At 70.8% G+C, this 14455-nt stretch carries 10 protein-coding genes; 5 read left to right on the forward strand and 5 right to left on the reverse strand.

Annotated features, from left to right (window positions below):
• Positions 1-21 precede the first annotated feature (21 nt).
• Both IOD14_RS10370 and IOD14_RS10375 read right to left on the reverse strand, forming a co-directional pair.
• Complete coding sequence (locus IOD14_RS10370; RefSeq protein ID WP_212670096.1) at positions 22-1494, reverse strand: APC family permease; 1473 nt, start codon at positions 1492-1494, stop codon at positions 22-24.
• A gap of 107 nt (positions 1495-1601) precedes the next feature.
• Entirely contained in the window at positions 1602-2327 is a 726-nt protein-coding gene (locus IOD14_RS10375; RefSeq protein ID WP_212670097.1) for a GntR family transcriptional regulator, read from the reverse strand.
• Positions 2328-2495: 168 nt separating this feature from the next.
• Between IOD14_RS10375 and IOD14_RS10380 the strand changes: the two genes are divergently transcribed.
• The 4 genes from IOD14_RS10380 to IOD14_RS10395 all read left to right on the forward strand — a co-directional run bounded on the left by IOD14_RS10380 (position 2496) and on the right by IOD14_RS10395 (position 8653).
• Entirely contained in the window at positions 2496-3929 is a 1434-nt protein-coding gene (locus IOD14_RS10380; protein ID WP_123992115.1) for an amino acid permease, read from the forward strand.
• Positions 3930-4142: 213 nt separating this feature from the next.
• The gene (locus IOD14_RS10385; RefSeq protein ID WP_212670098.1) at positions 4143-5726 is read left to right on the forward strand and encodes an FMN-binding glutamate synthase family protein; all 1584 of its coding nucleotides are present in this window, start codon (positions 4143-4145) and stop codon (positions 5724-5726) included.
• Between the two features lie 14 nt (positions 5727-5740).
• Positions 5741-7705, forward strand: a complete 1965-nt coding sequence (locus tag IOD14_RS10390) for a thiamine pyrophosphate-dependent enzyme (RefSeq protein WP_212670099.1) — start codon at positions 5741-5743, stop codon at positions 7703-7705.
• A gap of 105 nt (positions 7706-7810) precedes the next feature.
• Positions 7811-8653: an RNA polymerase sigma factor SigF gene (locus IOD14_RS10395; RefSeq protein ID WP_123992117.1), complete on the forward strand. Its 843-nt coding sequence runs from the start codon at positions 7811-7813 to the stop codon at positions 8651-8653.
• On the opposite strand, the gene IOD14_RS10400 is transcribed toward IOD14_RS10395, so the two are convergent.
• Positions 8640-9554 (reverse strand): YihY/virulence factor BrkB family protein, encoded by a 915-nt coding sequence (locus IOD14_RS10400; RefSeq protein ID WP_212670100.1) that lies wholly within the window; start codon positions 9552-9554, stop codon positions 8640-8642. The two genes, IOD14_RS10395 and IOD14_RS10400, sit on opposite strands and share 14 nt — an antisense overlap.
• 36 nt (positions 9555-9590) lie before the next feature.
• Positions 9591-10799: a phospholipase D-like domain-containing protein gene (locus IOD14_RS10405; RefSeq protein ID WP_212670101.1), complete on the reverse strand. Its 1209-nt coding sequence runs from the start codon at positions 10797-10799 to the stop codon at positions 9591-9593.
• Positions 10800-10996: 197 nt separating this feature from the next.
• On the opposite strand from IOD14_RS10405, the gene IOD14_RS10410 reads away from it, so the two are divergent.
• On the forward strand, positions 10997-12178 hold the full coding sequence (locus IOD14_RS10410; protein WP_123992119.1) for a pyridoxal phosphate-dependent aminotransferase: 1182 nt from the start codon (positions 10997-10999) through the stop codon (positions 12176-12178).
• Between the two features lie 46 nt (positions 12179-12224).
• Here the strand turns inward: IOD14_RS10410 and katG are convergent, their stop codons facing one another.
• A complete protein-coding gene (gene katG / locus IOD14_RS10415; RefSeq protein ID WP_123992120.1) occupies positions 12225-14438 on the reverse strand; it encodes a catalase/peroxidase HPI in 2214 nt (737 codons plus the stop codon).
• Positions 14439-14455 lie beyond the last annotated feature (17 nt).

A 14455-nucleotide genomic window follows, 5' to 3' on the forward strand; every position in this document is an offset into this window, starting at 1 on the left:
CGGCGACGGCACCCGCTGCGGCTACTCCGCGTCCGCCACCACCGACCCCACCCGTTCCGCCAGGCCGGGGTCGCGGCGGACCAGGAGGGCTGCGTAGCCGACGGCGGCGAGCAGCGTGACCAGGGCGGCGTAGGGGAACCAGCTGTAGGGGGCGGGCTGGCCGGGCTTGGCGAGGTAGTAGAGGGGGACCAGGATGGCGAGCGTGCCGAGCGCGGGCAGCACGAGGTGGCGGACGGTCCGGAACTCCTGCGGGCGGTAGCGGCGATAGTACAGCGGCAGGGCGATGTTGGACGCCAGGTAGACCAGCAGGATCAGGATGGCGCCCAGGCTGGAGGACTCCGTGAAGAAGACCACCGGGTTCATCGGACCGCCGTCGGCGCCGAGCAGATGGCCCAGACCCCAGCCGCCGATGATCAGCAGCGCGGTGACGGCGAAGGTGACGATCGCGTTGTTGGGCGTACGGCGCGTGGGATGGACGTATCCGAAGAAGGACGGCAGCAGTCCCTCGCGCCCCGCGTTGAAGACCAGACGTGCCTGGGAGTTGATGCCCGCGATCAGCACACCGAGGGTGGAGGTGAGGCCGCCGACGTAGGCGAGGAACGCCAGCGCGCCGAGGGTGTGCTGGGCGACGTCGATGAAGGGGATGCTGGAGGCGCCGAGCCGGTCCACGTCGTAGCCGAAGCCGGTCACCGTGGCGTAGGAGAAGAGGATGTAGCTCACCGTCATGATCGCGACGGAGGAGAACACGGCCCGGCCGACGTTGCGCCGAGGGTTCTCCGTCTCCTCGGCGAGCGCCGCCGAGTTCTCCCAGCCGATGAACAGGTACACCGCCAGCGGGAATCCGGCCGCGAGGCCCTTGAGGCCATGGGCGAGATGACCGGGCAGGAACGGGGTGGCGGAGAGGTCGCCGCGGTGCTCGACGATCGCCGCGACCGAGACCACGACGAGCACCAGCATCTCCACGCCGAAGAAGTACCCGGCCCACTTGGTGGACACCACGATCCCGCGCAGCATGAGCACCACCGAGAGGCCGGTCAGCAGTAGCGTCCAGAGGATCCACGGCAGGTCGACGCCCGTGTAGTGCTGCAGGGTGATCTGCACGAAGCCGCCGGAGATCGCGATCACCGAGGCCATCGCGATGATGTAGCCGAGCCCTGCCAGCAGGGCTGTCGTCACCGCGCTGACCGGCCCGAAGGTCTTGCCGACGAAGGTGGTGAAGCTGCCCGCCGAGGGGTGCGCCCGGGAGAACTCGGCCAGCGTGTTGCCGAGCAGCGCGACCGCCACGCCCGCCGCCACGATGGTCAGCGGGGACGCGACGCCCGCGGTGGTGGCCAGGAAGGCGAAGCCGAAGAAGAAGCTCATCGCCGGGCCGACGTTGGCCATCGTGGCGGCGGCGATGTCGGCCATGCCGAGGACGCCGCCGCGCAGCCGCTGCGGCGCGTCGGCGGCGGGGCCCGACGTCGGCGACGGGCCGGCAGGTCCGGGTACCGGCATGGAGACAGCTCCTTCAGCGGGTCGGCGACGCGGGAGGGGTGAGGGGAGCGGGGGAGGGGGAAGGGAGACGGAGGAGAAGGGGACGGAGGAGAAGGGGACAGAGGGGATTAGTTCAGGCCGGCGTGGCGGTGTGCCTTCACCGCGCGTACCGCCGGGTCCATCGCGCCGCGGGTGATTTCGTCCAGCAGGTCGGCGTGGCAGCGGTTGCGGGCCCGTATGACGGAGGGGGCGGGTGCGGGCCCCAGCAGGCACTGGCGGCCGAGCAGGTCGGCGGCGAACTCGCGGATCCCGACGCCGCCGAGCGCCTCGGCGAGGTCGAGGTGGAAGCGGGTCTCCAGTTCGAGCAGCCGGGCCGGGTCCTCGGACAGGTCCATCTCCTCGACCAGGGTCCGCAGTCCGTCGAGCCGTCCGTCCGGGACCTCGCCCGTGCCGTGCGCCACGAGACCGCATTCGAGCAGGAGATGGAAGGAGTCCAGCGAGGCCGTCTCGTCGGCGTCGTGGGTCACGGCGACGACCGTGTCCCAGTCGGCCGCGACGAAGGTCCCGCCCGCCCGGCCCCGACGGCGGTCCAGCAGACCGTCCTGGCACATGGCCTCCAGCGCTCGGCGCACGGTGATCTCGCTGATGCCCAGCTCCTCGGCGAGGACGCCCGCGTCCGGCAGCCGGTCGCCCGGTGCCACGGACCTCAGGCGCAGCCGCAGGGCGATGCGGGACCGGACGAGCTCGGCGCCCGTGGGGCCCCGGCCGGCCAGCACACGGGTGTCCCACACCCCGCCGACCTGCGCGGGCGCCGGCTGGTTGTAGGGCCCGAACTTGCCCGCTGCATTCACCACGACGCCACCCTAACGGCCTGCTGAGCGCGGTTACGGGGGACGGTGGCACGGCGTGCTCTGCATGTACGGAAAATAGAGCAAGGTGAACAGTTAAACAAGACTGTTTTTTTGGATCGTACTGAACTAATTTCCCGGTCACCGTCCCCGACTCCCCTCTTGGATGTCTCGATGACCGCAACGATCACCCAGAGTCCGCCCGACGAGCAGGGGCTGAAGCCCGGGCTCAAGAACCGCCACTTGTCGATGATCGCGATCGGAGGTGTCATCGGCGCCGGTCTGTTCGTCGGCTCCGGCTCCGGCATCGCCGCCGCGGGACCCGGCATCCTGATCTCGTACGCCCTCGTCGGTGTCCTGGTCGTCCTCGTGATGCGGATGCTCGGCGAGATGGCGGCGGCCAACCCCACCTCGGGTTCGTTCTCCGCCTACGCGGACCGCGCGCTCGGCCGCTGGGCCGGCTTCACCATCGGCTGGCTGTACTGGTTCTTCTGGGTCGTGGTGCTCGCCGTCGAGGCGACCGCCGGGGCCAAGATCCTGGCCGGCTGGATACCGGCGGTCCCGCAGTGGGGCTGGGCGCTGATCGTCATGGTCGTCCTCACCGCCACCAACCTGGCCTCGGTGAGCTCCTACGGCGAGTTCGAGTTCTGGTTCGCCGGGATCAAGGTCGTAGCGATCGCCGCGTTCATCGTCATCGGCGGGCTCGCCGTCTTCGGTCTGCTGCCCGGCTCGGACCACCCGGCCTCCGGCTTCTCCAACCTCACCGCGCACGGCGGCTTCCTGCCGAACGGACCCGGAGCGATCCTCACCGGCGTCCTGATGGTCGTCTTCTCCTTCATGGGCAGCGAGATCGTCACACTGGCGGCCGGCGAGACCGCGGACCCGCGTGCCGCCGTCACCAAGGCCACCAACAGCGTCATCTGGCGGATCGCGGTGTTCTACCTGGGCTCGATCCTGGTCGTGGTGTCGCTGGTGAGCTGGAACGACCCGGCGATCCTCAAGGACGGCTCGTACGTCGCCGCCCTGAGCTCCGTCGGCATCCCGCACGCCGGCCAGATCATGAACGCCATCGTGCTGACCTCGGTCCTGTCCTGTCTCAACTCCGGCCTGTACACGGCCTCCCGGATGGCCTTTTCGCTCGGCCGCCGCAGCGACGCCCCGGCCGCGTTCGGGCGGACCACGGGCCGCGGGGTGCCGCAGGCGGCCATCCTGGCCTCGGTGGTCTTCGGCTTCGTCGCGGTCGCCTTCAACTACCTGTGGCCGGACACCGTCTTCCAGTTCCTGCTCAACTCCTCCGGTGCGATCGCCCTGTTCGTCTGGTTGGTGATCTGCTTCTCCCAGCTGCGCATGCGCAGGATCATCCAGCGGGAGTCGCCGGAGAAGCTGGTCGTGAGGATGTGGCTCTACCCCTATCTGACCTGGGCCACCATCGCCCTGATCACCTTCGTCCTCGGCTACATGCTCACCGACACGGCCGACGGCGGCGGCCGCGACCAGGTCGTCCTGTCCACCCTGGTGGCGCTGGCCGTGGTGGTCTTCGCCGTGGTCCGCGAGCGCCGGACGGTCCGGAAGGGCACGCACACGCCTGACCGCGCCCCGGTGTCGTAGGCCGTACGGGCGCTTCCGGCGCATGCCACCACCGCGTCGCCGCTCCTTCCGACGCAAAGGCGCCGAGTCCCGGCTCCCGCGACGCCCAATTGCCGGGTGCGGGCCGGCGCGACGCGCAAGCGCCCGGGCCGGGCTCGCGCGGGTCATCCGGCTTTGTCGTCTCTTGGGCAGGGACGGACGCATGGAGCGCGATCGCCGGGCAACCTGCGAGGAGTGACACGCGTCGGAATCATCGTCCTGACCTGGGTCGTCGCCGTCGCGGCGGCCGCGGCCTCGATCCGGGTCTCGCCCGGCTGGCTGTTCGCCGCCGTCCCGCTCGCGCTCCTGGCACTGCTGGGTTCCCGGGACCTGCTGCAGCGCCGGCACTCGGTGCTGCGCAACTATCCGGTCCTGGGGCACGCCCGTTACCTTCTGGAGCGGATTCGCCCGGAACTCCAGCAGTACTTCATCGAACGCAACTACGACGGGCGTCCCTTCGACCGGGATGTGCGCAGCATCGTCTACGAGCGGGCGAAGGGCACCGACGCCGAGGAGCCGTTCGGCACCGAACGGGACGTGTACCGGCCCGGCCACGAGTTCCTCGTCCCCTCCATGGCACCCTGCGCGGTACCGGAGACGCCACCGCGGGTGCGCCTCGGCGGTCCCGACTGCGCCCGCCCCTACGACATGGCGCTGCTGAACGTGTCGGCGATGAGCTTCGGCTCGCTGTCCGCCAACGCGATCCTCGCGCTGAACGGGGGCGCCGCGGCCGGAGGCTTCGCCCATGACACCGGTGAGGGCGGCCTGTCGGAGTATCACCTGCGTCCCGGGGGCGACCTCGTCTGGGAGATCGGCACCGGGTACTTCGGCTGCCGTACCGACAAGGGCGATTTCGACGCGGCCGAGTTCGCGGACAAGGCCGCGCACGAGCACGTCAAGTGCGTGTCCCTGAAGCTCTCGCAGGGAGCCAAACCCGGGATCGGGGGAGTGCTGCCGGGAGCCAAGGTCAACGCGGAGATCGCCCGGGTGCGAGACGTGCCGGAAGGGCGGACGGTGGTCTCACCGCCGTACCACCGCGTCTTCTCCACCCCGCGCGAACTCGTCCGTTTCATCGCCCGCATGCGTGAGCTGTCCGGCGGGAAGCCGGCGGGCTTCAAACTCTGCGTGGGCTCGCGCCGGCAGTTCCTCGCCGTGTGCAAGGCCATGCTGGAGGAGGGCACGGCACCCGACTTCATCGTGGTCGACGGAGCCGAGGGCGGGACCGGCGCGGCGCCGCTGGAGTTCGCCGACCACGTGGGGGCCCCGCTCACCGAGGGGCTGCTCACCGTGCACAACGCCCTCGTCGGCGCCGGTCTGCGCGACCGGGTCAAAATCGGTGCGAGCGGCAAGATCGCCACCGGCGCCGATCTGGTCAAACGCATGGTGCAGGGCGCCGACTACGGCAACGCGGCACGGGCCATGATGTTCGCCGTCGGCTGCATCCAGGCGCAGCGGTGCCACACCAACACCTGCCCCACCGGTGTCACCACCCAGGACCCGCGCCGAGCCCGCGCCCTCGACGTCGCCGACAAGGCGCCGCGCGTCCGGCGCTTCCAGGAGGCGACCGTGGCCGGCGCGCTGCAGATCATGGCGTCCATGGGGGTCACCGACCCCGCGGAGCTGCGCCCGCACATGCTCCACCGGCGCGTCGACCCCTGCACCGAGCGCTCCTACGCGGAGCTGTACGAGTGGCTCGCGCCGGGCCAGTTGCTCGCCGAGCCGCCCGCCTCGTGGGCGGCCGACTGGCAGGCCGCCGACCCCGACCGTTTCACCGTGTGACCTGGAGGACGAAAGTGGCCCGTACCGTTGCCCGAGTCATCGTGGACGCCTTGAGCGAACTCGGCGTGCGTCAGGTCTTCGGCGTCGTGGGAGACGCCCTCAACCCCGTCACGGACGCCATCCGCACCACGGACGGCCTCGAATGGGTGGGATGCCGGCACGAGGAGGCGGCTGCATTCGCCGCGAGCGCCCAGGCGCAGCTCAGCGGGACCCTCGGGGTGTGCATGGGCACGGTCGGACCGGGTTCCGTGCACCTGCTCAACGGCCTCTACGACGCGGCCAAGTCGCACGCCCCGGTGCTGGCGATCGCCGGCCAGGTGCCGCTCGCCGAGCTCGGCAGCGACTACTTCCAGGAGGTCGACAACGACGCCCTCTTCAGCGACGTGGCCGTCTTCCGCGCGACCGTCACCTCTCCCGGCCAGCTCCCGCAGATGCTGGAGACGGCCGTCCGCACCGCGCTGGGCCGCAAGGGCGTCGCCGTCCTCACCGTGCCGGGCGACCTCGGCGACCAGGAGCTGACCGCGGACCGGTCAGCCCGGTTCTCCCTGAACGCTCCGGTGAGCCGGCCCGACGAGTCCGCCGTTCGTCGCGCCGCCGAACTCCTCGACCGCTCCGAACGCGTCACCCTGCTCGTCGGGGAGGGCGCCCGTGCCGCCCGCGACGACGTCCTCACCCTCGCCGACCGCCTCGCCGCGCCGATGGTGCTCACCCTGAAGGCCAAGGCGGGCTTCGAGGGCGACGCCAACCCCTTCCAGGTCGGGCAGACGGGGCTGATCGGCAACCCCGCGGCGGCCTCCGCCCTCCAGGACGCGGACACGCTCCTGCTGCTCGGCACCGACTTCCCCTACCGGGACTGGTATCCCGAGGGACGCACGGTCGTCCAGGTGGACACCGACGCCACCCACATCGGACGCCGGGTCCCGGTGGAGGTAGGACTCGTGGGCGACACCGGCGCCACCGTGCGCGACCTCCTGAGCCACCTCGCCACCACCCCGGCCGGCAGGGAGGAGACGCGGGACGGCTCGGACTCGGAGGGGGCGCGGGACCGTTCGGACTCGGAGGGGGCGCACGACCGTTCGGGCTCGGAGGGGGCGCGGGACCGTTCGGGCTCGGAGGGGGCGCGGGACCGTTCGGGCTCGGAGGGGGCGCACGACCGTTCGGCCTCGGCCTCGGCGCCGGCGCAGGCGCACGACCGCTCCGCCCCGGCCCCGGCGCGCGACCGCTCGCACCTGACCAAGGCGCGCGACCGCTACGACCGCTGGCGGGACGGTCAGGCCCGGCTCGCCGACCCCGGACACGACAAGGGGCTCGTCGGCCGGGTCCGCTCCGCGCTGGACAACCGTGGGAAGGACATCCGCCCCGAGGCGCTGGCCGCCGTCGTGGACCGGGTCGCGGCCGACGACGCGGTCTTCACCTCCGACACCGGCATGGCCACGGTGTGGCTCTCGCGTTTCGTCGAGATGCGCGGCGAGCGGCGGCTGATCGGCTCCTACAACCTCGGGTCGATGGCCAACGCCATGCCGCACGCACTGGGCGCCCAGTGCCTCGACCGGGACCGCCAGGTGGTCGCCTTCTGCGGCGACGGCGGGCTGAGCATGCTGCTCGGCGATCTCATGACCCTGAAGACGTACAAGCTGCCCGTCAAGCTCGTCGTCTTCGACAACCGGCGCCTGGGCATGGTGAAACTCGAACAGGAACAGGCCGGGCTGCCCGAGTTCGGCACCGTGCTCGACAATCCCGACTTCGCCTCCGTGGCCCGGGCCATGGGCATCCCCGGCATCCGCGTGACGGAGCCCGCCGCACTCGAGGACAGCGTGCGCCGGGCGTTCCGCACCGAGGGCCCGGTCCTCCTCGACGTCCTCACCAACCCCGACGAGATCGCCGTTCCCGCCAAACCGACGGTCGAGCAGGGCTGGGGTTTCGCGGTGGCCAAGATGAAGGAGGCGTTGCGGAGCATCGGGGAGCCGGACGGGCGCTGAAAGTTTTTGACGTTCCTGGTGTGTGCTTCCGGAGCCGGGGTATGCGCGTGCTTGCCGGACCAAGGGCCGGCGATTTCAAGACCGATCGGCCGGGAGGGGTGCAGCATGACGACGACCACCGTGCGGACCGCTGAGCAGACCGTGGACATTCCGGAGATAGCGGAGCCCTCCAAGGTCGCGCCCAAGGACGCGCGCGAGTTGTCGCGGCTGTTCTTCGAGCAGCTCGCGGTGCTGGAGGAGGGCACGCCCGAGTACCAGTACGCGCGCAACACGCTGATCGAGATGAACATGTCCCTGGTCCGCTACGCGGCCGGCCGGTTCCGCAGCCGCGGTCCGGAGGAGATGGAGGACATCGTCCAGGTCGGCATGATCGGCCTGATCAAGGCGATCGACCGGTTCGAGCTGACCCGCGAGGTCGAGTTCACCTCCTTCGCCGTCCCCTACATCGTCGGTGAGATCAAGCGGTTCTTCCGCGACACCTCCTGGGCCGTCCACGTGCCCCGGCGTCTGCAGGAAGCCCGCGTCCAGCTGGCCCGCGCCAACGAGGAACTGCACAGCCGGCTCGGCCGCATGCCCACGATCGCCGAACTGTCCGAGCTGATGAGTCTTCCGGAGGACGAGGTCGTCGAGGCCCGGCTGGCCTCCAACGGGTACAGGTCGGCCTCCCTGGACGCGGCGATCAACGGCAGCGAGGACGGCGAGGCCGCACTGGCGGACTTCATCGGCGACGAGGACGGGGCCCTCGCCCTGGTCGAGGACTTCCACGCTCTCGCGCCGATGATCGCCGAACTGGGCGAACGCGACCGGCAGATCATCCACTGGCGCTTCGTCGACGAACTCACCCAGGCCCAGATCGGCGAGCGCCTCGGCATCTCCCAGATGCATGTCTCCCGTCTGATCAACCGCCTCCTGGCCCGTCTGCGCGAAGGCATGCTCAGCACCCAGTGACGGACGGCGGGGTGAGCGATCCGGTACCTGCCCCCTCCCCGGTACCGGATCGCTCCCCGTGACCGGCCTTCGACAGCTCCGCGTTGAACTGGGCGCCGACCAGAAGTGCCAGGTTGGACAGCCACAGCCAGACCAGGAACACCACGACGCCCGCGAGCGAGCCGTACAGGCGGTTGTACGTGCCGACGTGCGAGGTGTACACGGCGAACCCGAGGGAGACGGCCAGCAGGAGGGCCACCGCCAGGGTGCCACCGGGTGCCATCCGGCCGATGGGGCGGGAGCGCGACGGACCCGAACGGTACAGAACGAGTACCAGGGCGACGGCCACCGCCGCGATGACCGGCCACCGCAGCGTGTCCCAGGCGGCCTGCGGCCCGGTGCCGAGATCCAGCGCGCTGCCCAGCCGCCGGAAGAGACCGCCGCTGAGCAGCAGCGCGAGGGTCGACGCGAGGAGCAGGGCGAGCAGCACCAGGGCCGTGGCGAGGATGCGCGGAGCGGTCCGCCAGACCGGCCGGTCCGCGTCGATGCGGTGCATCGAGTACAGCGCCCGACGGAAGACGCTCAGATAGCTGCATCCCGACCACAGGGCACCCGTCCCGCCGACGAAGATCAGCGTCCATGCCGTCGACGACTGCCCGGCCATCTCCCGCAGGGCGCCGCGCAGCAGCTCGCGGGACGCGGCCGGAGTGGCCTGCACGATGCGGTCGATGACGCCCGGCTCGGCGGCGGGCAGGGCCAGACCGAGGATCGAGAGGATCACCAGCAGCGACGGGAACAGGGCCAGCACCGCGTAGTAGGTCAGCGCCGCGGCCCAGTCCGTGACGTCGTCGTTCCAGACGGACACCGGAGTACGGCGCAGCGCCGCCCCCCATCGGGCCGTGCGACCGTCCGCGTCATCCATGGCAGGACTTTCTCGTGGTTGCGGGGGACTTGACCTTCACAGGAAGCGCCGGATCGGTCCGACCGCGGCCTCCTCGACGCGTTGCAGCACGGCCCGCCGTCTCCACCGGTGCAGGTCGATGTCCACACTGCGTTCGAGGTCCGCGTCGTAGTCCCGGTCGAGGACGGCGGTGAACTCCTCGTCCAGGACGGCGAGCATCACTTCCTCGTCGTGGTCCATGGACCGGCGGTTGAAGTTGGTGGACCCGATGAGGGAGGCCACCGAGTCCACGGTGATGATCTTGGCGTGCATCATGGTCGGCTGGTACTGACGAATGTGCACACCGGCCCGCAACAGCCGCGTGTAGTGGTGCTGACCGGCCAGCTGACAGGCGCGCTGGTCGGTGTGGGGACCGGGCAGCAGGATCTCGACCCGCACGCCGCGCCGAGCCGTCTCGCACAGCAGGTCGATGAAGTAGGCGTCCGGAGCGAAGTATGCGGTGGCCAGCCGGAAGCGTTCCTCGGCGGAGCTGAGCATGACCCGGATGAGGGTCTGCATGTCCTGCCAACCGATGCTCGCGGAGCCGCGGACGACCTGCACCACCGACGAGCCGGCCTGCCGGTGTTCGGTGAAGCGGTCGCGGGTGTCGAAGAGTTCGTCGTGGCACTCCGCCCAGTTCTGCGCGAACGCGGCCGCGATGCCGTCGACGGCCGGACCGCGCACCTGGACGTGCGTGTCCCGCCACTCGGAAGGGTTGCGCGCGTCGCCGCACCACTCCTCCGCGATCCCGACGCCGCCGGTGAAGGCGGTGTCCTCGTCGACGACGAGCGCCTTGCGATGGCAGCGGTGGTTCTGCTTGAACGGCGACAGCCACGCGGGCTTGCGGAACCAGGCCACCTGCACGCCCGCGTCGCTCATGAGGTCCAGCAGCCGCCGCTCGATCTCCTTGGCGCCGAAGCCGTCGAGCAGCAGGCGCACCCGTACCCCCGCGCGGGCGCGCTCGGCCAGCGCCTCGGCGAAGTCCCGGGCGATCTGCCCCCGCCAGTACACGAACGTCATCATGTCGATGGTGTGCCGGGCGGAACGGATCGCCTCGAGCATCGCGGGGAAGATCCGATCGCCGTTGCGCAGCGGCACCAGAACGTTGCCCTCGGTCGCGGCCACACCGATCAGCCGCTCCAGACGGCGGCGCAGACGCTGCTTGCGCGCCGCGAGGTCGGGGGCGGTGTCCGGTGCGGGTGGTGCGGGTCTGCCGCCGAGTGTCACGCCGAGTCTCCGAACGGGTCGCGAAACGGGAAGGTCACGGGCTGCCGAGCGAGCCCGAACAACCACCTTCCCGGTCGGCGCCGCTGCACACGATTACCCCGGTCCCGGGTTCCTGCGGCACGATGTGGCTGACATCCCGCACGAGAGCGTGGCCCCTCTGGAGCCCTCGATCACATGACCCCCGGGAGGCCCGCCGCATGAGGATCTCGCAACGCGCCCAGTCCGTCGCGCCGTTCTACGCCATGGAGTTCGGCAAGCACGCGGCGGCGCTGGAGGCCGAGGGGCACCACGTCGTCAAACTCAGCCTCGGCGAACCGGACTTCGGGGCGCCGCCGGCCGTGCTCGACGCGCTCCGGGAGGCCGTGGGCAGCCGGCCCATGAGCTACACCGGGGCGCTCGGCCTGCCCGAGCTCCGGCAGGCGATCGCGCGGTTCTACGGCGATCAGCACGGCGTCGACATCGCCCCGGGCCGGGTCGTGGTGACCGCCGGGGCGTCGGCCGCGCTGGTGCTGGGCGCCGCCGCGCTCGTCGATCCCGGGGACGAGGTGCTGATCGCCGACCCGTCCTACCCCTGCAACCGGCAGATCGCCGAGAGCTTCGGGGCGCGGGTCACCCTCGTGCCCACCAGCGCCGCATCGCGGTACCAGCTGGACACGGCGTCCGTGCGCTCGCACTGGACGGACCGCACCCGCGGGATCATGGTCGCCAGCCCCTCCAACCCGACCGGCACCTCGGTACCGGCCGACGAGCTGGCCGCGATCTGCGAGCTGGCCCGGGAGCGGGGCGCCTGGCGGATCGTCGACGAGATCTACCTCGACCTGGGCGACCACGACGAGCACGGGCGACCGCCGCGCAGCGCGCTGTCGTACGACCCGGAAGCGATCGTCATCAACAGCTTCTCGAAGTACTTCGGGATGACCGGCTGGCGGCTGGGCTGGTGCGTGGTGCCCGACGCGCTCGTGCCGGCGATGGAGCGGCTGGCCCAGAACTACATGATCTGTGCCTCCACCCCCGCCCAGCACGCCGCGCTCGCGTGCTTCACGCCCGAGTCGCTCGCCGTGTGCGAGGAGCGGCGGGCCGAGTTCGGGCGGCGGCGGACGCTCGTGCTCGACGGGCTCGCGCAGCTCGGGCTGCCGGTGCCCGTGCCGCCCGACGGGGCTTTCTACGTCTACTTCGACGTCAGCGGCACCGGGCTCACCTCGTGGGAGTTCTGCGGACGGGCGCTGAAGGAGGCGCACGTCGCCCTCACGCCGGGGCGGGACTTCGGCGTGGGCACCGCCGACACGCATGTACGGCTGTCCTACGCGGCCTCGGCCGAGGAGCTGCGCGAGGGGATCGCGCGGCTCGGGAAGTTCGTGGCCACGCTGTCGCAGGCATGAAGCGGGGGCCGGTCCCAGAGGACCGGCCCCCACCTCGTTCAGACGCTCAGACCAGGTCGAAGCGGTCCAGGTTCGAGACCTTGACCCACGCGTCGACGAAGTCCTTCACGAACTTCTCCTTCGCGTCGTCGCTCGCGTAGACCTCGGCGAGCGCGCGCAGCTCGGAGTTGGAGCCGAAGACCAGGTCGGCACGGGTGCCGGTCCACTTCAGCTTGCCCGTCTCCGCGTCGCGGCCCTCGAACGCCGTCTGGTCCTGCGAGGTGGACTTCCACGTCGTGCCCAGGTCGAGCAGGTTGACGAAGAAGTCGTTGGTCAGGACGCCCGGACGGTCGGTGAAGACGCCGTGCGCCGCGCCGCCCTGGTTGGCGCCGAGGACGCGCAGACCACCGACGAGGACGGTCATCTCGGGGGCGCTCAGGGTGAGCAGGTTGGCGCGGTCGAGCAGCAGGTACTCGGCCGGCAGGCGGTTGCCCTTGCCCAGGTAGTTGCGGAAGCCGTCCGCGACCGGCTCCAGCGCCGCGAAGGACTCGACGTCGGTGTGCTCCTCGGTCGCGTCCACACGGCCCGGGGTGAAGGGGACCTCCACCTCGACGCCGGCGTCCTTGGCGGCCTTCTCGACCGCCGCGGCACCCGCGAGGACGATCAGGTCGGCCAGGGAGACCTTCTTGGCACCGGCGTTGAACTCGGCCTGGACACCCTCCAGGACCCGCAGGACCTGGGCGAGCTGCTCCGGGTCGTTGACCTCCCAGCCGCGCTGCGGCTCCAGGCGGATGCGGGCACCGTTGGCACCGCCGCGCTTGTCGCTGCCGCGGAAGGTGGACGCCGAGGCCCACGCGGTGGACACCAGCTGCGAGACGGTCAGACCTGTCTCCAGGACCTTGGCCTTCAGGGCCGCCACGTCGGCGGCGTCGATGGCCACGCCCTCGGCCTGCGGCAGCGGGTCCTGCCACAGCAGGGTCTCCGCCGGGACCTCCGGGCCGAGGTAGAGGGACTTCGGGCCCAGGTCACGGTGGGTCAGCTTGTACCAGGCACGGGCGAAGGCGTCCGCGAACTGGTCGGGGTTCTCGTGGAAGCGCTTGGAGATCTCGCCGTAGATCGGGTCGAAGCGCAGCGAGAGGTCCGTGGTGAGCATGGTGGGCAGCTTCTTGGAGTCGCTGTGGGCGTCGGGGATGATCGCCTGCGCGTCCTTGGCCACCCACTGGTTGGCGCCGGCGGGGCTCTGGGTGAGCTCCCACTCGTAGCCGAAGAGGATGTCGAAGAAGTCGTTGCTCCACTGGGTGGGCTTGGTGGTCCAGGTCACCTCGAGACCGGAGGTGATGGCGTCGCCGCCCTTGCCGGTGCCGTAGGTGGACTTCCAGCCCAGGCCCTGCTCCTCCATGGAGGCGGCCTCGGGGTCGTTGCCGACCGCGTCGGCCGGACCGGCGCCGTGGGTCTTGCCGAAGGTGTGACCACCGGCGATGAGGGCGACGGTCTCCTCGTCGTTCATCGCCATCCGGCGGAAGGTCTCACGGATGTCGCGGGCCGCGGCCAGCGGGTCCGGGTTGCCGTTGGGGCCCTCGGGGTTGACGTAGATGAGGCCCATCTGGACGGCGCCGAGCGGGTTCTCCAGCTCACGGTCGCCGGTGTAGCGCTGGTCGTCGAGCCAGGTGGTCTCGGGACCCCAGTAGACGTCCTCGTCGGCCTCCCAGACGTCGGCGCGGCCGCCGCCGAAGCCGAAGGTCGTAAAGCCCATCGTCTCCAGCGCGACGTTGCCGGTGAGGATCATGAGGTCGGCCCAGGAGATGGACTGGCCGTACTTCTTCTTCACCGGCCACAGCAGACGGCGGGCCTTGTCCAGGTTGCCGTTGTCCGGCCAGCTGTTCAGCGGCGCGAAGCGCTGCTGACCGCGGCCGCCACCGCCGCGGCCGTCGCTGATGCGGTAGGTGCCGGCGCTGTGCCAGGCCATACGGATCATCAGCGGGCCGTAGTTGCCGAAGTCGGCCGGCCACCAGTCCTGCGAGGTGGTGAGCACCTCGGCGATGTCCCGTTTCACGGCGTCAAGGTCCAGGGCCTGGAAGGCCTCGGCGTAGTCGAAGTCCGCGCCGAGCGGGTTCGCGACGACCGGGTCCTTGGCAAGGATCTTCAGGTTGAGGCGCTCAGGCCACCACTGGCGGTTGCCGCCGCCCTGCGTCGGGTGCGGGGCGCGCCCGTGCGCGACCGGGCAGCCACCGGTGCCGTCGGTCTTGGCGTCGGTGACGATTGCATCGGGGTTCTCAGACATGGGAGTCCTTCCGAACT

The organism is Streptomyces sp. A2-16 (genome assembly GCF_018128905.1).
In the GTDB taxonomy this organism is placed as follows: domain Bacteria; phylum Actinomycetota; class Actinomycetes; order Streptomycetales; family Streptomycetaceae; genus Streptomyces.

Bases quoted from the DNA above. Each gene is read 5' to 3' on its own strand.
- IOD14_RS10410 (WP_123992119.1), top strand. From the start codon at position 10,997: ATGAGGATCTCGCAACGCGCCCAGTCCGTCGCGCCGTTCTACGCCATG.
- IOD14_RS10380 (WP_123992115.1), top strand. From the start codon at position 2,496: ATGACCGCAACGATCACCCAGAGTCCGCCCGACGAGCAGGGGCTGAAG.
- IOD14_RS10370 (WP_212670096.1), bottom strand. From the start codon at position 1,494: ATGCCGGTACCCGGACCTGCCGGCCCGTCGCCGACGTCGGGCCCCGCC.
- IOD14_RS10400 (WP_212670100.1), bottom strand. From the start codon at position 9,554: ATGGATGACGCGGACGGTCGCACGGCCCGATGGGGGGCGGCGCTGCGC.
- IOD14_RS10395 (WP_123992117.1), top strand. From the start codon at position 7,811: ATGACGACGACCACCGTGCGGACCGCTGAGCAGACCGTGGACATTCCG.
- katG (WP_123992120.1), bottom strand. From the start codon at position 14,438: ATGTCTGAGAACCCCGATGCAATCGTCACCGACGCCAAGACCGACGGC.